Below are 20253 nucleotides of genomic sequence, written 5' to 3'. Positions count from 1 at the left end.
ATAAACAAAAGAAGGGGCTGCACTTTCAATCAGTGCAGTCCCTTCTTTATCTCGTTATGTGCCTTGCGGCGTAGCCCATTAGTTCTTGGGCTTCTTGGCCGGAGGTTCGCCGAGCTCGGAATCGCTGACCTTGACGGTGATATCACCGTCGCTGGTGTCACTCGACTCGTCGAGTGCGACTGTAAGCGGACCGGTGACCTTGCCTGCTTCTGCGATGTCGATTAAGCTTGATTCGACGGCCTTCTTGCCGGCTTCCGACGCGTTCAGGGTTGCCTTGAGAATCGGCGTTTTCATGGAAACTTTGGCCTGCGACTTCAAACCGCGAAGCTCAGCCAATGCCTTGCCGGCCCAAATGAGCGTGTTCGGGTCGGCATCCGCTGCCGCAGCCTTATATAGGTCGGCTGTCGGCCAAGCGGCGGTGTGGACCGAACCTTCTCCAGCGTGCATCCAGTGCCAGACCTCTTCGGTGGCGAACGGCAGATACGGCGCGAAGAGACGTGCAAAGGCCTCGAGTCCCAAGCCCAGCGTGGTGCGGGCGGACTTCACGGCCGCCTCTGAAGGGGGCTGGTCGGTGGAATCGGCGGTGCCGTAAGCGCGGTTCTTCACCAGCTCAATGTAATCGTCGCAGAACTGCCAGAAGAAGGTTTCGATGGTTTCGAGAGCCTTGGAATGCTCGTATGCGTCCATCGAAGCGGTCGCCTCGCGAACGACGGAAGCCAGACGCTTCATCACCGCGCGGTCGAGCGGCTCGGTGACGTCCGCCGGATTCCAAGCGATGTTTGCAGCGGAACCGACGTGATGGTTCTCGTCTTCACGGCCGATGGCTAGAGCGAACTTGGTGGCGTTGAGCAGCTTGATTGCAAGACGACGGCCGATCTTCATCTGTCCCTCGTCATAGGTGGCGTCTAGACCGAGCTTGGCGGAAGCGGCCCAGTATCGCACTGCGTCGGCACCGTACTTGTCTATCGGTTCCTTTGGTACGACCACGTTGCCCTTGGATTTCGACATCTTCTTGTGGTCGGGATCGAGAATCCAGCCCGAAAGCGCGGCATGCTCCCATGGCAGGCACTTGTTCTCAAGCTGTGCGCGATCGACTGTGCTGAAGAGCCATGTGCGGATGATGTCCTGGCCTTGCGGGCGCAGATCCATCGGGAACGTGGCCTTGAACAGATCCTTGCTTCCCTGATCGGGCTCTTCCCAGTGCGTGACAATTTGCGGAGTAAGCGAGGAAGTGGCCCAGGTGTCCATGATGTCTTGCTCGGCCGTGAATCCGCCGGGCACATCGCGCTGGTCTTCCGAGAAGCCTTCGGGAGTGTCGTTGGTCGGGTCGATCGGCAGGCGATCCTCCGAAGGGGTGATCGGATGGTTGTAATCCGTCTCGCCGTTCGCGTCGATCGGATACCACAGCGGGAAGGGGACGCCGAAGAAGCGTTGGCGTGAAATCAACCAATCGCCGTTGAGGCCGTTGACCCAGTTCTCATAGCGCACGCGCATGAAATCTGGGTGGAATTGCAGTTCCTTGCCGCGTTCCAACAGTTCTGCGCGAAGCTTCATGTCGGTGCCGCCGTTCTTGATGTACCACTGGCGTGAAGTCACGATTTCAAGCGGTTTGTCACCCTTTTCATAGAAGTTCGTCATACGTTTGGTCGGCTTCGGTTCGCCATCCAAGTCGCCGGATTCGCGCAGGTAATCTACGACGACCTTGCGAGCAGAGAAGGTGGTTTTGCTTTCCATTTCTTCGAAGATGGCCTTGCCGCTTTCGTCGGTAATCCAATCCGGCACGTCCGCGATGATACGGCCGTTGCGTTGGATGATCGGACGGGTAGGCAGGCTCAGATCACGCCACCATTCGATATCGGTCTGGTCTCCGAAGGTGCAGCACATCGCGATGCCCGCGCCCTTGTCCATTTCGGCGGCGGGGTGGGCGAGAACCGGAACCTTCACCTTGAACAGTGGTGAGTAGACATACTCGCCAAAGTACTTTTGGTAGCGTTCGTCGTCAGGGTTGGCGATCAGAGCGCCGCAGGCGGGCAGCAATTCGGGACGCGTGGTCTCGATGTACAGAGGCGTGCCGTCCTCGAAGCGGAATGCGATTCGATGGTAGAAGCCGTCGTATTCTCGGCTTTCCAGCTCAGCCTGTGCCACTGCGGTCTGGAAGGTGACGTCCCACAGGCCGGGCGCATCCTTCTGATAGGCCTCGCCGCGTGCAAGGTTGCGCAGGAACGCCTTCTGAGCCACACGCTGCGGCATCTTGCCGATGGTGTTGTAGGTCTGACGCCAGTCGATGGACATGCCCAAGGAGCGCCACAGCTCCTCGAACAGCTTTTCGTCTTCCTTGGTCAACCGTTCGCACAGCTCAACGAAGTTCTTACGGCTCACCGGCACCTGGTCGCGAGCGTCCAGTTTCTTGCCTTGCGTTCCCTCAAACGGCGGCTTGAAATCAGGATCGTACTTCAACGAGGTATCCACGCGCACACCGTAGTAGTTCTGCACACGGCGTTCGGTGGGCAGACCGTTGTCGTCCCAACCCATTGGGTAGAAGACGTGCTTGCCCTTCATGCGCTCGTAACGGGCGATGACATCGGTGTGGGTATAAGAGAAAACATGACCTACGTGCAGGCTACCGGAAACGGTGGGAGGCGGGGTGTCGATGGAGTAAACGGCCTTGCGGTCCGGTTCACCGTTTCCGTCGCGCGGGATGTCAAAATGGTAGGTGCCGTCGCCGTCCCATTCGGTGCGCCATTTGTCTTCCAGGCCGTCCACGCCGACTCTGTCGGGGAGCGGTGAAAGGCTTGCGTTGATAGTGCTATTGTCCTGATCAGTCATAAGACCCAATGTTAGAAAGAAACAGTGACATCAACGAAGGGTTGCTCACTGATACGGACGAAAAAGAAATCGTGCTACGAAGCGATGAGAAAAGGTCGTATCGGCAACCCGTGAGATTGAAACTACTTTAGCCTTATGTTGTGCAATGGCAGGAGTTCGTCGGTCATGTTTTCCGGATAACCGGTGACGTTGTCTTTTGTGGCGACCATGCTGCTTTCCGTGTAAAGCCAAGCACTGGCGGCGTCGGCACTTACGGTTTTTGAGTATGCGCGCAGGTTGGTCTGATAATCGACGTCATTGGTGGAGGCTAGCGCCTTGCGGTAATCCTGCTGGGCCTGACCGTTCTGATAGCCGAAGGCTCCGTTGGCGAACGCTCCGGTATCGTTGAAGCCCCCCATCGAGGTAATCGCCATTTTGTAATCGCCCGCTGCGATTCGTTGCGCGAACATTTGGTCGTCGACTACCTGAACCACGGGATTGAGCCGTGTGTTCTTAAGCTGGTCGGCAACTTGTTGCCCGAGGGAAGCGTACTCATTCGGCACCAGAAGTGTGATAGTGCCGATGTAGGAGGGGCTGAAATAGCTGATGTCGTTCTGTCCCTCGGTGAGGTTGTGAGGGAAAAGTTCAGACAAATCATCGTAGCCTGGCTCGAGCGGACTGATGGGACCGCTTAATGCGGAGGCTGCATTGGGCTGATTTTGGGCTATCTTCTTGTTGTCGATGATATAACGAACCGCTTTGCGCGCATGGCTGTCGGAAAAAATCGAATCGGCATTGTTGTTCAGGGCCAGCACCACCTTGGATGTCGTCAATCCCTTTGCAACGGTGACGTTTTTGCTTTCCTTGAACGGCTGCGGTGAGTCAGAGGGGCGCAGGACGGCCAGTTGAATTTCTCTGCTGTTGAGTGCAGCGTGAAGGGCGTCGGCATCGCTGTAATGGCGGATCGTTATCTGTGAGCTTGCGGCTTGGTCCTTCCAATACATGGAATTTCGCGCGAGGACGATGGAACTGCCCGGGTCGAAGCTTCGTACGGTGAAGGGACCGCTTCCGCATGTCTGCTTGGCGTAGTTGGTGTTGGAATTCGCATCATACACGATTCCCGCCCGTGATGACAACGCTCGTAACAATCTCGGATTGGGGTTGTTGAGCGTAATCTGCACAGTGGAGGTGTCGGGGTTCTTGACGGTTTTGAGATCCGACAGGTCTTGGGCGCCCACAAAGTTGTTTTGGATGATCTGTTGCAGCGAATAGACCACATCGGTGGAGTCGAGTGCGTTGCCGTTGGCGAAGCGCATATCGTTGTTCAACGTGAACGTGTAATCGAGCCCATCCTTGGAAACTTTCCAGCTTTTTGCGATTGAGGGAACAAGTCTGTTGTTTTCATCACGTCCGATCAGCGTTTCGTAAACATTTCCAAGCAGGGTCTGATCCAGCTCCTTGCCCGGTGTCGTCCGAATGTCGAGTGATTTCGGCGCTGTGCTGTCCAATCCAACCGTCACTTCCGAACCGGAATGGAGCGCAATCGTCATATTGTCTGAGTTCCTGTTCCAACGGATCAGAGTGAAGCCGGCGGAAGCGATCAATATGAAGGCAACAACGACGAACACCAGACTCTTTACTGGTGCGTTTGAGCGTTGTGCGTGTCTTGACATGAGCTATTACCTTACTATCTGGTCCTGAACGATTGCTGACAATCATCCAAAAATGTCAGTCTGGGGCATTGGTTGCCCGAATTCCGTACGCAGACGCAGGTTGGTTTCGTTGCGAGAGGCGAGGTGTTGTTGTCGAGTTAAAGCTTCGGTGGTTTGTTGTTGCGAATGGCGGAAACGATGGCGGCGCATGTTTACTAGTTCTTGGGCGGGCCTCAATGGCAGGCCGTTGGTTGGTGTTTTCATGGCATCAGAGCGGATGCCCGGCGCTTGGGCATGTATCGTTCAGCAGGCACGATTCGCAGTCGGGGTTGCGGGCCGTACAGACGGTGCGTCCGAAAAGAATGAGTCGATGTGAAAGATCCGACCACTCCGACGGTTCGAAATATTGGGTGATTTCTTTTTCGACCTTAACCGGATCGGGGTGCTTGTCACGCCAATCGGTGCGCCAACGCAAGCGTCCCGTCACACGGATGACATGCGTGTCGACGGGGAACCCAGGAACATCAAACGCATCACCCAAAACGACGTTCGCCGTTTTACGCCCGACGCCGGCGAGTTTGGTCAGCTCTTCCATGGTTTGTGGCACAATACCGTTGAAATCGCTGACGATTTGGTTAGCGAGTTTGATGATATGAGCTGACTTCGTGTGGTAGAAGCCCAGCGGATGAATGATGTCTTCGATGTGCTCCGGATTGGCCACCGCAAGTGTTTCTGGGGTGCCGTAGTTGCTGAACAGTTCTGGTGTGACGCTGTTGACCCTTACATCCGTGGTCTGTGCGCTCAGAACGGTGGCGACGAGCAGTTGGAACGGTGTCTGGAAGTCGAGTGTGCAGATCGCTTCGGGGAACATCCGACACAGCACAGCGTATTCGGCGTGGATGCGATCACTGCGTTGCTGCGTGGTTTCCCTTGGCATGGCTTTTCGTTCCTTTCGCTATGCCTGCATGGGCAGGGCTGAACCGGCCGGATTGCGCTCCGCTGGTTGCGGCCTGTGTGCCTCATCTGTATCAGTGCCCTAGGTGTTCCGTGTCGATTTGATGATGCGCGGCACGACGATCCAAGCGGCCCGCCATCGTCAGGCATCACCGTCTGCGCAGTTGTTTTCCTCGCCGGCATCGTCGCTGCCCTGGACGTCGTCATCGCCGTTCGACGCACCATCTTCCGGCGGGTCGAAACGGTAGCCGACGTTGCGTACCGTGCCAATCAGATGTTCGTATTCACCGCCGAGCTTGGCGCGCAGACGACGTACGTGGACATCGACGGTACGTGTGCCGCCGTAATAGTCATAGCCCCACACCTCTTGCAGCAGCTGGGCGCGGGTAAAGACCCGGTGCGGATGCTGGACCAGATATTTGAGCAGCTCGAATTCTTTGTATGCCAGATTGACCGGTTCGCCGTTGAGCGTTGTGGTGTAGCCGTTGGTATCCACCACCAGATCGCCGGAACGGATTCGTCCGCTTTCTTCGTTGTCGCTGGTGTTGTGTGTGGTGCGTGACGCCGAAGGAACCGAGCGGCAACGTTCCGAAACCAGTCGCAACCGGCCCTCGACCTCGGCTGGTGAAGCGTTGCTGACCACCACGTCCGCCACACCCCACTGGAGATTGATGGCGGCGAATCCGCCTTCGGTGACGACAGGAATTACAGGGACTGCGAGTCCAGAAGCATGAATGAGATTGCACAGCGTTTTGGCATTGGCCAGATCGTCCCGGGCGTCGAGGAAAAGAATGGTGTTTTCCGGCAGTTTCACAATGCTCGCCGCTTCCATCGGCAGCACCCGTACGCGATAGGAGAGCAGCGTAAGGCTTGGCAAAACTCCTGCAGGACGAGGGGCCATCGTCATCAACGTCAAATCCGTCATTGAGCCCCTTTCTGCTCAAGCACGACCTCAAAGGCTTCATCAACCCGTCCGTTGACGACCGGTTAGCGCATAGCTTGACACCAAAAGGGGCATCATTGGGGTTCATGCAGTATTCATGCATTGTACCTGCCGGTTGTGGACACAGGCAGGTACCATATAGCCCTATGGAAACCCCTGTATGTGTCGGCGGTGTTACGTCGGGGTTTCAATGGCTTTGAAATTCCGCAAACGATTGGGCGGCAGGACTTTGGATGACCGGATTTCCGTGTCTACAATGGCACAGATGAGAAAGTAAGGCGGGATGCAATTCACGATGGTTATTGCTGTGAACGACAATGACGGAACATTGCGCTCGCTGCGGGCTTAAGCGAAAAGGATGGGAACTGTGAAGACTATGGAATCGGTGAATGACTCCGAAACTCCCTTGAATGACGCTGCGATGAAGGGGTCGACGAGGCGAATGGTGATGCTTGAGATTGCCGTTTATGCCCTCATTGCGGTGTCTTCGCTTGCTTCCTGCTTTGTTGGCCGGCAGTTCGCACTCGGCATTTCAACTGCGACTGCCTTGATTTTGATGATTGCGATCATGGGGATGTGGCCTTTGTATAGCAATGTCGTTGATGCCGTTGTGGGAGCGATTGGCGGGGTCATCATGATTTTTGCCACCCAGCTGATGGTGATGGATGCTTTGCCTGAAATCGACCAGTTGGATGCCGCCGGTAGGACGTTCCGAGCCGCGGCTGTTGCTATCTATCCAACCCTGTTGAACAGCCTGTACGCGATTTGGGCGTTCGCCCTGCTTTTGACGCTTGTTGTCTTTGTTGTTGCGGGCTTCCTGCAGCAAATGCTGCGACGGAACCGCACGGATATGGTGCGTTCCATGTCTCACAGTCTGATGCTTGATGTTGCGTTGGTTGCCAGTTCGGGATGGGTTCTGTCGCCGCTGCTCTTCCGTTACATCGGGACCAATGTCTGGGGAATGCACGGCCCGCTGGTCGTAGTGATTGTCTTGGCGGTTGCAATCGTTTTGTTCTCCGGACTGTCGTGGGCGTCAACGCGCTGGTGGAAGGATTATGTTGCTTCTATGAGTGTTTCATCCTCGGTGCCGGTCAAGCATGACCGTTCGCATCAATCGTGCGCGGCCATGGGTCTTGCTTCGGTGATGTGCGGTGGGTTCGTCGTTTTTCTGGCGCTGGTCGCATTGCTTTTCTTCGTCGGCTGACGGAGGACATCTGGCTGTTATTCGTTCGGCCGCGCATGTCGTATCTTGGACTACGACGTGCGCGGCCGATTGCAATTGATGCGAATTGACCTGCGATATCAGGCAGGGCACGGCTGTTGACGGTAAGTGAACCGGGCAGTTACCAGGTGATGAAGCCGAGATGTTCCAGCAGTGTTTTCAGACCGATGAGAATCAGGACGACACCGCCGCCGATCTGTGCGACCTGCTGCCATTTCACGCCGATGAAGTGGCCCAAGTAAAGACCGGCCACCGAGAATGCCCCTGTGATGACGCCGATGACGCCTGCTGCAACCCAGATGTTAATCGGCATGAACTGGAAACTGACTCCAACGGCAAAGGCATCGATGCTGCATGCAACCGCGAGTGGAGCCATGTGGCGCCAGTCGAACTGCGGTGTTTCCTTGGCGTCCTCCTCGGGCTCTCCAAGCGCCTCGCGAATCATGTTGCCGCCGATCAATGCGAGCATGGCGAAGATAATCCAGTGGTCCACAACTTCGAGGTATTTGCCGAACAGCGAGGCGAAGAAGTAGCCGAGGACGGGGAAGAGCGCTTGAAATCCACCGAACCAAAGTCCGGTTTTGAGTGCATTAAGGGGCTTTACGCGCTTGGTGGCCAGCCCCTTGCCGATGGCAACGGCAAAAGCGTCCATCGAAACGGACACGGCGATAAGAAAAATTTCGATAATCATCAGTAGGTGTGCGCTTCCGTGTTGTTCATCCGCGGTTTCATGCTCGGCAACGACGTAATCCGCAATCGTTGACATCTGCTGTGCACGGATGGGCCTCGACGGTCAATCCCGCCTGCGCCTCGTGTTGGGCATTGAGAACTGCCGATGACTTATTCGTATCCGGCTTTGAATTCCCTATGTGAACGCAGTTCACATGCCATCTGTACGAGGAACACTATAGTCCGAGGCTTGAATGTATGTCGTGGAATTTTTTCTGTCCGTCGGTGCGCGCTACGTTTTGTTGTCCGTCATGGCTTGATTCCTGTTGTTGCTTACTGTTTCGTAAGCTGTAAACGACTTAAACGATATGGGTGGGTTGGACGGCATCGTCGGTGGTTCGGGGATCGGTGATCTCGACAGCCTAGGTATCTGGGATGATTCAAGAAACAGAAAACCGGAACGCTGCATATTGCGCGTTCCGGTCTCAAATCGTGGAAAGGCGGTTGATCCGGACAGCTATCTGTGGATGTAGCCGTTGAAGCGATATCGCTCGTCTTTCAAATCAGACATGTCACTTTGCCTGACCAGCGAGGCGCTCGCGAGCGGCATTGATTTCCTTTTCAGCTTCGGCAGCACCGGTCCAGTAATCGCCGGGCATAACTTCCTTGCCGGGCTCCAGTGCTTTGTACTGCTCGAAGAAGTGCTTGATTTCGGCCTTGTGGTAATTGTTGACGTCGTCGACGTCCTTGATGTCATCGAAGCGTACGTCTGCAGGCACGCACAGCACCTTGTCGTCGCCACCCTCTTCGTCTTCCATGTGGTACAGGCCCACGGCGCGGCACTCAACCACGCAGCCGGGGAACACGGAGTTCGGAATCATCACGAGTGCATCGAGCGGATCGCCGTCCTCGCCCAGGGTTCCCTCAATGTAGCCGTAGTCATCGGGATAGCCCATTGCGGTAAACAGCGTGCGGTCGAGCTTGATGCGACCGGTTTCTTCGTCCATTTCGTACTTGTTCTTCGACCCGCGCGGGATTTCGACGAGAACGTTAAATGTTTCAGCCATGTTTGCTCCTTTAACTTACATCGCGCATACGGTTGGTTGCGTTGCCAAGTCTAGCGCAGATACCCGCCCATAGTAGGTCCGTAGATCGCTATGGCTCGGCAGTCTGCTGGGCGGTCATTGCGTTGGCTGTATCTGCCGGACTGCCTGTGCTGACTTGCTATGCACATTACCTGATCGGTCGTCGGTGTCGGAGCTTGATTCGCGGACTTTGATGTCCGCGACCGCCAGGGCCGTTTGTTTGGCTATTGTTCATCCAGTCTGTGTCAATGCAGGCTGTTGCTGCTTCCTGTTTTCCTACTGTTCCCCCGGTCCGGAAACCCTGAAAATGTAGGCTGCACGTTTGCTTGGGTCGAGGGTGACTTTATTGTTGCTGGACCAAGTGAACTCTTCGCCACCAAGTTCGTCGTGGACGCTGAATACTCGATCGCGAGGCAGCCCGAGCAGTGCCGGATCGAAGTTGACTTCCGAAGTATGCGCAGATTGGCAATCAAGATTGACCACGGTGATGAGGGTGTCGCCGTAGACCTTGGTGTTGTCTTCCGGTGTCGCTCCTGTGTCTGTGTGACAAAGATTCGACGGAATGTGCCGTGCGAAGGCCACAACGTTCGGGTCGCTGGTCCACAGCATCGTCAGATCGTGGTAGCTGCGACAGGCGGGGTGAGAGCGCCTGATGCGGTTGAGTTCGGTGAGTAGTGTCGCGATGCCGTACTCGTCGGTCTTGCTCCAATCTCGCACCTTGATTTCGTATTTCTCGTTGTCGGCCTGTTCCTCGCGGCCTTCCTGCTGGCGGTTTTCAACCAACTCGTAACCGTTGTAGATGCCCCATGAGGGCGATCCCATCGCTGCGAGGACAGCGCGCACCTTGTGACCTTGCGGACCGTTGTCGCGCAGATAATCCGTGAGGATGTCCGGGGTGGTCGGCCAGAACGTGTTGTGCTGGTAATAGGCCTCGTCGCTGTTCGTGGTTTGCAGGTACTCGGCAACTTCGTCCTTGGTGTTGCGCCAGGGGAAATAGCTGTGCGACTGCGTGAAACCGGCAAAGCTCAGCGCTCGCATGACGGCGGGTCTGGTGAAAGCTTCGGCTAAGAAGAGGATTTCCGGGTGGTTGCGCTGCACTTTTTCGATGACGTCCTGCCAGAAGCGCACCGGCTTGGTATGTGGGTTGTCGACGCGGAATATGGTCACGCCGGACTCGATCCACAGGTTCATGACCCGTTCGGTTTCGTGTTCGATGCCGGGCATGTCGATGTTGAAATCGATGGGATAGATGTCCTGATACTTTTTTGGCGGGTTCTCGGCAAAGGCGATGGTACCGTCGGGTTTGTGACGGAACCAGCCCGGATGCTGCTTGACCCACGGGTGATCGGGAGAGCATTGCAGTGCAAAATCCAGTGCAATCTCCAGACCCAGTTTGTGTGCGTAGTCGCAGAATGCTTTGAAGTCTTCCATGCTGCCCAGCAACGGGTCAACGGTATCATGCCCGCCCAGCGACGAACCGATGCCGAACGGGGAGCCGGGGTCGCCTTGTTGCGCGACCAACGTATTGTTGCGGCCTTTGCGGTTGGTGACACCGATGGGACAGATTGGCGGAAGATACACGACGTCGAAGCCTTCGGCCTTTGCGCGATCAAGCCCTGCGAACGAGGTGGCCAGCGTGCCTTGAATGATATCGCGGGTTTCGGGGTTACGGTAGGCGCCTTCTGAGCGCGGGAAGAACTGGTACCAGGCACTGAAGCTCGATGCCGGGCGTTCGACGCGGAAACGTTGCGGGACACTCGTGGTGAGGCCGTCGCGAAGTGGATTGGTCTCGTGCAGTGTGCTGATGGTTGGATTATCGGCGGCGTTGAGACGTTCTTCGGGTGCTAGTGAGGTGTCGGCAAGGCACTGTGCAGCCTCGCGTAGCGTAGCTTGCTGGTGTGCTTCGAGGTGCGCATCGTCATGCTGCGACCAGCGGGTGAGCAGCTGCGAGCCTGAGATTAGGACGTTGTCGATATCGTCGCCGACCTTGACTTTGATGCGGGCGTCGTCAAGCCATGAGGCGTACGTGTCCTCCCAGCCTTCGAGCGTGACGCTCCATTCTCCCAATTCACGACGAACTTCGGTGTAATCAGTATCCCAAGGCTTGAAATTACTGGGTTTTCCGGCCTGCAAGTAGGTCTTCCAGAGATCAAGACCGGGGTTGATGCAGTCCATGGCGACGCATTGACGCTCGATGCCGTGCTGGTCTCGCAATATCGCTGTGGCGCCGGTATGTACGCGGCCTTCGATGAAAATCTGTGCGGTGACGGTGAACGGTTCACCAACCTCTATGCGGGCCGGAAACATGCCTGATGGTTCGGATGGAGTGGCAGACATTATGACCACGCGACCGAACTGGTCTGGTCGGGAGATGGGGATGCTGGGTGTGGCGGGTTCGTCGAATGTGTGGTTGCTGGTGCTGGCTGTCATGGTGTTCCGCCTTGTCGTCGATGTCCGTGAAGTGCTCTGTAATTCTCATTGTAAAGGGAAAACTGAGGTTTTGGTGACCTGTGGACGAACGCTGCTTGATGTGGATAACTGGATTGTGGATCCTGAAATTGTCAACAAACCTGTGGAGGCTTGTTCGGGTTGTGCTTTGAAAGCGGTGAAATGTGGACAAAGTGGACATTGTTGCCCACAGCATGGCAGGTTTTGTCAACCGTTCGACCACAGCGGTCGGAAAGAACTCGAACATCCATTACATTATGAGAGTATGGCATTACTGATTCAGAAAGTCAGGGAAGTGAGAACTCATGGATGACGATAAGAAAGTGAAACATCTCGATGTCACAGACGAAGAGAGCGGCACTGCGGATAAGATGCGCTCGGATGCGACAGAGGCCGATCTCCTCTCGGATGACGCTGCGTTGGATGACGTTGCGTCGACAGAGGCAAGGCCCGTGTTCTGGCATCGTCGTTCGACGTTGGTCGCTGTGGGTGCGGCCGCTCTTGTGATCGTGTTGGCTGCCGGTGGCGGTTTCGCGTGGAATACGCATGAGAGGGATGCGGCGTTGTCGGGTTGTCGCGAGCATGCGGCGTCGTTTTCGAAGTTGAGGGACGCGAAGGACGGCAAGGATGTCGTTGAGGCGTTGGGTGTCGGCAGGGATGGTGTCGCCGATGCGGGGACGTGGGACGCGTTGCAGCGTGCCGACAAGGAGTGGGGCCGTTTGCGCGGGCAGGGTGTTCCTTCGTGTGATGCTTCCTCTCGTCGTGCCGCGCGCGATCGTGAGCGTGAGGCCGCATCGCGGCCGGATTCCCTGCGTGGTGCGCGTGCCGGTCTGGATTCGGCGGCGAAGGCTGTGTTGGGTAGCCGGGATGCGAAGGCGTTGTCTGACGCGAGGGGTTCGTTGTCGGGCAAGGTGGGGGAGTACCGGGGTCTGTTGGAGTCGTCGGCGGGCAATGTCGCCGATGATGCGACCCGCACGGCGCTGTCGCAGCAGCTTGATGCGGCCGGTGGCCTGTTGGGTTCCAAGGATGCGAGGCTTGCCGATCTTCAGGCGGCGGTGCAGTCGTTGGACGGTGCGGCGGATGGTGTGAACGCGAGTGTGCGGGCGAAGGCCGACGCGGACGCCCAGGCCGCTGCTGCGGCGCAGGCTCAGGCGCAGGCGGCGGAGTCGTCCCGTGCCTCCCGTCAGGGTTCGTCGTCGGGTGCGCAGCCGGGTTCCGGTCGTGGTTCGCGTGCACCGCGTCCTTCGGCCCCGTCGTCGGGTTCCGGCGGCCGGTCGTCCCGTCCATCGGCCCCGTCGCCGAGGCCGTCTGCACCTTCTGGCGGCTCATCGCCGTCGGATTCATCAGGCAATTCAGGATTTGATCTGACCCCCTCAGCACCTATTCCGGGCTGTGTGAATCATCAAGGATTTTGTCCTATTGGTTGATTAAGAGATTTGTCGTTTCCCCCGCTGCTGATCTTGGCGGATAGGGCGGGGGATTCGACTCCAATTTTTTGGAAGAGGACCCTTTGGGGGTGCTCTTCCTCCATCCTATCCGAATTGGAGGAGAATAGTAATGAGATTCAGCAATGTAAGGGCCGGGGTCTTCAGGCGTCTGCTGGCCGGTGCGGTCGTCGGTCTGACTGCCGTGGCGATGCTTGCGCCGAGCATGGCCAACGCCGACGGAGGTGCCGGTTCCGGTGGTTCCGGCGGTGCGAATGGCGGAAGAGGCGCCATCAAGTGGACGTATCGGGATTCGTTCGGGACGCCGAGTGACGCGCTCGTGACCGATGTGCTCCGTGGCATGGGCATGTCCGTGACAGGGGGCGATGCGGACATCGCGATCAATCAGGCGATGAGCGGCGCCGTCGGCGAATGCCAGGCGAGATACGGTGCGTCGCACCCAGGGCAGGCGGCGCAGGCGAATTGCCGTCTCGTGTCCGTTGGCGCGATATACACCCCGACCGCCGGAAACAGCTTCACCGGCCATCCTGCAGGCTTCACTTCAAACCAGTGGGCGACGGCATGGAACGCCGAAACGCAGGGGAAAATCTACAGTCATGGAGGTGTCAGCTATTTAACTTCTTCACCTTTTTCAGATGGTTCAACAACCATTAATTCCCTTGTGGCTCGTGAGGCTTCACGGAACGTGGCTCTTATCGTCGTGGTGCTGAGCCAGGACGAGCCGCCGGTGGATGTGCCGCCGGCCCCTCCGTCGAAGGATGTGCAGAGGGGTGTGTCGGCCGATGCGATGGTGAACCGGACGACCGTCACGAGCGGCACGGGCACCAACGGGCGGGAGTTCTCCTTCTCGGATTCGTTCGACGCGCACGGCCAGTCGTACACGGTGTCGAACCAGAAGGTGTTTGATGTGACGACGGGCCGGGACATCTCCGACCGGTTCGCGTTCGACACCGCCGACGGGTCGGCCCCTGCCGGCGACGTCGCGCACGCGACGTGGAAGGGCGGCGACCGTCTGCCGGACGGCCATACGTGGCGTTGGACGCTGGACGTGACGGTGCACGGCCCCTCCACCTCGAAGGTGGACGACACGGCCCGCGTGCATTGGAAGGGCGCGGCCCAAACCGCCGATCAGGATACGCCGTCGCGTTCGTTCCCGACATGGAAGCCGTCCCCCGACAAGAGCTGGGTGAGGCGGGACGATTCGGGCAAATGGCTCGCCGTGGTGGATCCGACGCATTCGAACGCCACGGGCGCCGACGATATGACGTTCCTTGACGGCGACACGGTGGGCAGCGTGGTCAACGGCACCGTCGACGCGCATCTGATCGACGCCCCGTCGGTGTTCTCGCTCGAGGACGACTGGTCGAAGGCCGGCTATCTGGTCGGTGCGGCCAAGGCGTCGGACGTGCGCGTGTACGAGGCGGACGCGCAGGTGGGCGCCAACGGCCATTACGAACGTTCCAGCGTCAATGACATCGCCAATACCGGCCGTGACGTGACCGGCCAGTTCGACATCAGCCTCAACGGGTCCAAGGCGGTCGCGAAGGCCAAGCCGTCGTACCTGGCGAAGCTCAAGGGCATGGCCACGCCGTTGCAGGTGACGATGCTGGTGCCCATGGGTGTGGACTACGCGAACGGCAAGGGCGCGGCGAAGGTGCGCGAGGACTTCGGCAAGGAGCCGGGCGACGAGGTGGCGTTCTGCACGAACCCCGACGGCTCCGGCCTGACCAACGCCGGCTCCGAGACCGTCAACACCCGGAAGACGGCGACCAACGAGCCGAAGGTGTGCGGCTACGTGCCGCCGGCCAAAAAGGACGTGGTGGGCGAGGCGTCGCAGGGCGGCGACCAGTCCAGCGTGGACGGCAAGGCCGTCTATCCGGGCCAGAAGGTCGAGTACCAGCTCGACACCCAGCCGCACCTGCCGTCGCTCGCCTATCCGGTCAAGACGGTGACCCTGACCGACCGGTACGACCGGTACCTTCAGGTGGACAAGCAGACGCTGGAGATCATGGACCTGAACACCGGCCATGCGGTCCCCAAGAGCAAGTACACGACCACATGGGACGACAAGGCGCACATGGTCGCGGCGAACATCACCGACCCGACGCTGATCGCCCAGTGGCAGGCGGGCGGCGCCCCGAGGTTGCAGCTGCGCTTCGAGGGCACCGTGGCGAAGGACGCGCCCGCCGACCACAAGGTGAACAACCGCTGGGTGCTGACGCTGAACAACAGCCTGACGCCCAGCAACGAGGTGTTCAACATCCCCCCGAGCCTCAACCCCGCCAAGCACGACAACCAGTCCGCCAAACAGGGCGACCCGAAGGTGTCGATCGACGGCAGGACGCTGCTGCTGGGCGACACCGGCAACTACGTCATCGACCTGGACGCCACCCAGTCCAACCCGGCCTACAAGGTCTGGAGGCTCGGCATCGTCGACGACTTCGACGAGCGGTACCTCAAGGTGGACCCGTCGGCCGTGAGCGTGACCGGCGACGACGGCAGGGACTACACGGGCCGGTTCAACATCCAGGTGCGCGACGGCGTGCTCTACGCATTCGCCAAACGCGTCGACACGAAGGTGCCCGCCACCGGCGAGACCGTCAAGGGCGACCCCCAGCCGGCCGACCTGAAGGCCTACTCGGAATCGAACGACTACGACCCGCTGAACGACCCGGCCATCGACCAGACCCTGCTCGGGCAGAAGTACCATGTAACCCTGCCCTACACGGTGGCCAAAGTCACCGACGGGTACGTGGTGCGCAACAAGGCCACGCAGGTGCAGAACACCGTGCGCAAAGACACCAACGAGGTAAGCAACCCGCTCAAACCGATCAACCCGGCAAAGGACGTGGTCGTCAAGGTCGGCGGCGAAAGCGTGGACGGCACGAGCATCTACAGGGACCACGTGTTCCTCTACCGGCTCGACAGCTCCGTGCTGCCCGCCAACCGCGCCTACCCCAAGACCGACAGGTGGCGGATCGCGGACAGGCTGGACCCCGCGTACGACCAGTACACGGGCCAGTGGGCCGTGTACGCCGCGCGCGACCTGTACCGCGACGGCAAGGTCGTGGCTGGCAAGGGCGAGAGGATCGCCGGCAGCGGTTTCGACTCCTCGAAGCTGGGCGGCGACATGTTCGCCATGCACGCCGCCTCCGACGGCACCCTGAACATCGAGGCCACTGCCGCCTACCTCGCCCTCGTGTCGGCGGACAACGGGCACGAGCAGGGCTGGCGCGCCTACGTGCAGGCCAAACGCGTGAAGGTCACCGACCGGCACGAGAACAGGTTCACCGAAACCATCAACGACAGGGACAGCGAGTCGAACGTCGTCTGGACCCGCACGCCGGACATGACCCCGGGCCTGCACATCGAGAAATGGGACAGGGACAGCGGATGGCCCGACGGCGACCGCGACGAGTCCAAGGACGCCAAGAAGCTGTGGCGTGACGGCGACACGATCGTGTTCACCATCACCAACACCAGCAACAACGAAGGCGGACAGGGGGCGGTGTACAAGGCCGGCGACCTGAAGCTCGAGGACCGCACCATCGCGGGCGACGGCACCGTGACCGACCTGAAATACCCCGACAACTGGGACACGCTCGTGCTCAGGCCGGGCGAGCACGTCGATGTGACCGGCACCCTCAAAGGCGTGACCGGCCACCACACCGACCGCGCCAAGGTCACCGGCACCCCGCTGGTCGAATGCCCCGTCCCTGCGGGCGACCCGTTCGACGCGTCCAAGAAGAACAACGCACAGCAACCGGCCCCTGCGGACGGCATGAAGCGTGTGCGGGTCGGCGACAGGACGCTGTGCGCCGACACCAAGGTGGAAAGCAACCAGGACGACTGGAACGCCACCCGCGCATCCATGCTCGCCCGTACCGGCTCGGCCGTGCTCGCGGTTGTGCTTGCGGCCTTGCTGCTTGCCGGTGCCGGCTTCGGCCTGATGTACGTGCGTAGTCGCTCCGACGCCGTCGCGCCGAATGCGGACGGCGGGGAGGAACGGTGAGTGTCCTCGCCGTTGCCGTCCTTCGTGGAAAGCGCATGGGTCGCCGGCCTCGTCATGTCGCGGCCGGCGATTTCCTCAGGGCTTGCGAAAGCACTGAATGAAATGAAATGAATGAATGCGGGTGCGGTGCACGTCGGCCGCGCCCGCACCTTTAGACGTCCCGCCGTTTTTCTCTCTTTCCGGCGGGAACGGGCTGCTGGCAGGCAGTCCCGAGATGATATGCGGGCCGAGGGTGTGGTTCTCTCAATTCCCAATTCCCCCACAGCCATCACGGCCCGCATATCCACCACATTGTCTTTATGGCATGACCCTTTGTGTTGTCATGTCTGCTTTTTCGACGGTTCGTTAGGGTTTTAAAGGGGTGTGTAATGTCTGTGGCATCAGTGTCAGAGATGGTTCGGCAAGGTGTTGTCGTTGCCCGACGGCGGCACGTACCATCCGCCGCCTCCCTGTGGCGCCGAGGGTGCCGCCGGTTGCGATGGCGCAGCGGGCGTGCCGTTCCGGTGGCCCTGCTTTTGCTGCAGGGGTGCCGGTGGTGCGGGCCGGTGTGACGGGTGCCGGGGCTGGCTGGGACGGTTCGGGGGCTGCGGGCTGGTTCTCCTGCGCCTGCGTGTCCGCTGCTGTTTTGGCCTGCATGCTCATGGCGACACGGTTCGACGATTCGCTCAGGGCCCGTTCCTGTCGCTTGAGGGAATCTTCGTTCGTTTCCCGACTGTTCAGAAGCCGTTCGGCGGCGCCGAAGCGATCCAGCATGGCCACGAGGTGCTGGAGGCTGCGTGTCCGGGCCTGTCAAGCTTCCATACCACCACCGTGTCACTCTCACGCAACGATTCGATCATGCGGTCGAGCTGCGGTCTGTGCGCTTTGGCGCCGCTGGCGTGGTCGGTGTAGATCCTCTCGCAACCGGCCTTCCTGGGCGCATCAATCTGTAGATCAGCGTTCTCCGTGGTGCTCACCCTGGCGTATCCAATCAGCGTTCATCCCTCATCGTTCCGAAACCCGTTATCCTTCCATTCTACCGGACGTTGAATAAGGAACGGCTTTCGGGGCACACAGATCCGCAATACAGCCTCAACTTTGCCATATTTCTAACTGTGTTTCACAAACGGATGTTTACAAGACGCTCCAAATTGCTGAACGAACTAGATACAGCAGAAAGTCATGGAACTGAATCCAACTCGACTGAGGTAATGCCAATCAGCACCAACCATTAATTCCTTTTATGACTCATATTTAAGCAAAGATAATATAAGATGATGATGATTAATAATAATCATCATATCGAGTGTCACCCATTGATACTCAATATACATACATTTCAATTAAAGAAGGTTTGGAGATAGATGTTTCATTTAGATGCAAACCATAGAATACGAAAAGCCGTGGTAATTGCACTGTCCCTGACAACGTGTGTTTGCTTTACCCCATTATCAGCTAACGCTGCGGATATACAGTTGTCGGATTCACAAGTGGATGGAATCCTTGACGAATATGCCGCACAAATTCAGAATGATTATTCCGGAATAGCCAGTAGAGCAGACGAGAACAACGAGGAGTCACTACTCGCCAAAAAGAACAGCGAGCAGAAAAGTATGGCTCCTGAAAATCGGAATGACCCTAAAGAGCGCTAAGGTCTCACAAAGTGTTGATTCAGTAGTTAAAAAAGGAACAGGATACAGTGTCGTCTCTGAAATCAGCACCGATCTGCAAATGGTTCCGAATCCAGGGGTAACCATCACGATCGCAGGAGAAAACCGTGACCATTTGGATTCGAGCTTTACCGATCGACATGTGATCACCTTGGGTCGCGACTTGAACAGTTCTCGCGCTTATTCGATTACTTCCGACAGGATGAATCCCGATTTCCCCATTTACGACGAGAAAGGGGACGGAGGAAACTGCGCCAATTTTGTTTCCCAATCAATCTATGCTGGTGGACTTCATACAACGCGCGGGAATTCTTTCGACGTTTGGAACGACAGCGTCTGGACCTGGAACCTCAGCGGTATAGCGCGAGCCTCGCACACTTGGTCTGGAGCACAGCGTAATTACAACTATATGAAAGATCATTCAGGAGCTTTCACTGTAGAGAGCAACGCCTATAACGTAGGACTGGGAGGCGTTATTTATGCCGACTGGGAGGGAACAGGCAATCTCGGTCATGCGATGGTCGTCGTAGGCCACATCAACGGAGGCCCTCATCCCTCCCCGTCATTTGCCAGAAAACTGTAAACAGGTTCGAGTACCCCTTCTACGAGACCGTCCAAAACGCCCGGAGAGCACACGGGAACAAGACAATTTGGAAAGGCCTGCAATTCAAATGCGAGTTCTAGGATCCGTCAATGAGTAAAAAGCTGTTCGTGATTGCCACTGCCATAGTTTTGGTTTATTGCGCATGCTGGGTCCTATCCTTCGGCGTCGCCAAAAAAGCGGCCGGTGAATATGCCTACGCATGGAAAGTAAATGACGAGACGATCGCAGCGGCGTACAATACTAAGGATCTCATTCAATCGCAATGCTCCAGAAAAGACGCCAGGGCTCTCCAGTGGAGTCCGGAGCGAATAAGAAATATTGATAGGAGCAACATCGAGGTACATACGACCCCGTTCATCTGGTCTCTGTGGATCCAGACTGTAAAGATGAACAACAACAAGGGAATCGTGCAGGACAACACCTTGGACAACATAACGTACATTGATCAGGCAACACAGGAGTTCATGACATATGCCCATTAAATTGAAGCAACCTGAATAACTGTATGACATTAAAATGATAGTAACGGCACCGAAAGCATAGAAGCTGCTTCAATACGTTTGATGTCAGCGTCTGCAGCCGTTGCTGAATGTGCTGAACGAACGTCCGCACTTCACGCTTACGGTGGTCCAATTCGCCAATGGTGTTGCGGTCGCCTTCGTTGCCTGTAGGCTCTGCAGTGAGTTAACCGTAGTGATCTCCTTTAATCAGGTGCACCACGTTGGTGCGGTGCATACAAGTGAAGCATATCGCAATTCGATACAC

General features: G+C 57.8%; 16 protein-coding genes. 7 read left to right on the top strand and 9 right to left on the bottom strand.

The window, feature by feature from the left end:
• Positions 1-78: 78 nt before the first annotated feature.
• From valS to GA0061077_RS04910, 4 genes are all read right to left on the bottom strand, one after another.
• The gene (gene valS, locus GA0061077_RS04925; RefSeq protein WP_091847829.1) at positions 79-2826 is read right to left on the bottom strand and encodes a valine--tRNA ligase; all 2748 of its coding nucleotides are present in this window, start codon (positions 2824-2826) and stop codon (positions 79-81) included.
• A 122-nt stretch (positions 2827-2948) separates the two neighbouring features.
• Complete coding sequence (locus GA0061077_RS04920; RefSeq protein WP_159426917.1) at positions 2949-4355, bottom strand: ABC transporter substrate-binding protein; 1407 nt, start codon at positions 4353-4355, stop codon at positions 2949-2951.
• A 370-nt stretch (positions 4356-4725) separates the two neighbouring features.
• Complete coding sequence (gene nth, locus GA0061077_RS04915; protein WP_091847827.1) at positions 4726-5394, bottom strand: endonuclease III; 669 nt, start codon at positions 5392-5394, stop codon at positions 4726-4728.
• A 159-nt stretch (positions 5395-5553) separates the two neighbouring features.
• Complete coding sequence (locus tag GA0061077_RS04910) at positions 5554-6336, bottom strand: winged helix-turn-helix transcriptional regulator (protein ID WP_091847826.1); 783 nt, start codon at positions 6334-6336, stop codon at positions 5554-5556.
• A gap of 385 nt (positions 6337-6721) precedes the next feature.
• On the opposite strand from GA0061077_RS04910, the gene GA0061077_RS04905 reads away from it, so the two are divergent.
• Positions 6722-7558, top strand: a complete 837-nt coding sequence (locus tag GA0061077_RS04905) for a hypothetical protein (protein ID WP_143249609.1) — start codon at positions 6722-6724, stop codon at positions 7556-7558.
• A gap of 139 nt (positions 7559-7697) precedes the next feature.
• On the opposite strand, the gene GA0061077_RS04900 is transcribed toward GA0061077_RS04905, so the two are convergent.
• Positions 7698-8267, bottom strand: coding sequence for a manganese efflux pump MntP (locus GA0061077_RS04900; protein WP_091847938.1), 570 nt, complete (start codon positions 8265-8267; stop codon positions 7698-7700).
• Between the two features lie 346 nt (positions 8268-8613).
• On the opposite strand from GA0061077_RS04900, the gene GA0061077_RS06875 reads away from it, so the two are divergent.
• Entirely contained in the window at positions 8614-8778 is a 165-nt protein-coding gene (locus GA0061077_RS06875; protein ID WP_159426916.1) for a hypothetical protein, read from the top strand.
• Positions 8779-8817: 39 nt separating this feature from the next.
• Here GA0061077_RS06875 and GA0061077_RS04895 read toward each other — a convergent pair whose 3' ends face one another.
• Both GA0061077_RS04895 and GA0061077_RS04890 read right to left on the bottom strand, forming a co-directional pair.
• Positions 8818-9312, bottom strand: coding sequence for an inorganic diphosphatase (locus GA0061077_RS04895; RefSeq protein ID WP_091847824.1), 495 nt, complete (start codon positions 9310-9312; stop codon positions 8818-8820).
• A 294-nt stretch (positions 9313-9606) separates the two neighbouring features.
• Positions 9607-11760 carry a maltotransferase domain-containing protein gene (locus GA0061077_RS04890; protein WP_234696516.1) on the bottom strand — a complete coding sequence of 718 codons (2154 nt, stop codon included), beginning with the start codon at positions 11758-11760 and terminating at the stop codon, positions 9607-9609.
• A 323-nt stretch (positions 11761-12083) separates the two neighbouring features.
• On the opposite strand from GA0061077_RS04890, the gene GA0061077_RS04885 reads away from it, so the two are divergent.
• Complete coding sequence (locus GA0061077_RS04885) at positions 12084-13205, top strand: hypothetical protein (protein ID WP_091847823.1); 1122 nt, start codon at positions 12084-12086, stop codon at positions 13203-13205.
• 130 nt (positions 13206-13335) lie between these two features.
• Positions 13336-17235 carry an LPXTG cell wall anchor domain-containing protein gene (locus tag GA0061077_RS04880; RefSeq protein WP_234696515.1) on the top strand — a complete coding sequence of 1300 codons (3900 nt, stop codon included), beginning with the start codon at positions 13336-13338 and terminating at the stop codon, positions 17233-17235.
• 345 nt (positions 17236-17580) lie between these two features.
• On the opposite strand, the gene GA0061077_RS07075 is transcribed toward GA0061077_RS04880, so the two are convergent.
• A complete protein-coding gene (locus tag GA0061077_RS07075) occupies positions 17581-17988 on the bottom strand; it encodes a hypothetical protein (protein WP_221182647.1) in 408 nt (135 codons plus the stop codon).
• On the bottom strand, positions 17952-18191 hold the full coding sequence (locus GA0061077_RS07070) for a recombinase family protein (RefSeq protein ID WP_234696514.1): 240 nt from the start codon (positions 18189-18191) through the stop codon (positions 17952-17954). Before GA0061077_RS07070 ends, GA0061077_RS07075 begins: the two co-directional genes overlap by 37 nt.
• 426 nt (positions 18192-18617) lie before the next feature.
• Here GA0061077_RS07070 and GA0061077_RS04870 point away from each other — a divergent pair, with 426 nt between their 5' ends.
• From GA0061077_RS04870 to GA0061077_RS04860, 3 genes are all read left to right on the top strand, one after another.
• Positions 18618-18866, top strand: a complete 249-nt coding sequence (locus GA0061077_RS04870; protein ID WP_143249608.1) for a hypothetical protein — start codon at positions 18618-18620, stop codon at positions 18864-18866.
• A complete protein-coding gene (locus tag GA0061077_RS04865; RefSeq protein WP_091847821.1) occupies positions 18847-19467 on the top strand; it encodes an amidase domain-containing protein in 621 nt (206 codons plus the stop codon). The genes GA0061077_RS04870 and GA0061077_RS04865 overlap by 20 nt, the downstream gene beginning before the upstream one ends.
• A gap of 110 nt (positions 19468-19577) precedes the next feature.
• Complete coding sequence (locus GA0061077_RS04860; protein WP_091847820.1) at positions 19578-19970, top strand: hypothetical protein; 393 nt, start codon at positions 19578-19580, stop codon at positions 19968-19970.
• Positions 19971-20253: the final 283 nt, after the last annotated feature.

This window comes from Bifidobacterium commune (assembly GCF_900094885.1).
In the GTDB taxonomy this organism is placed as follows: Bacteria; Actinomycetota; Actinomycetes; order Actinomycetales; family Bifidobacteriaceae; genus Bifidobacterium; species Bifidobacterium commune.
This window is presented reverse-complemented; position numbering and strand designations above follow the sequence as displayed.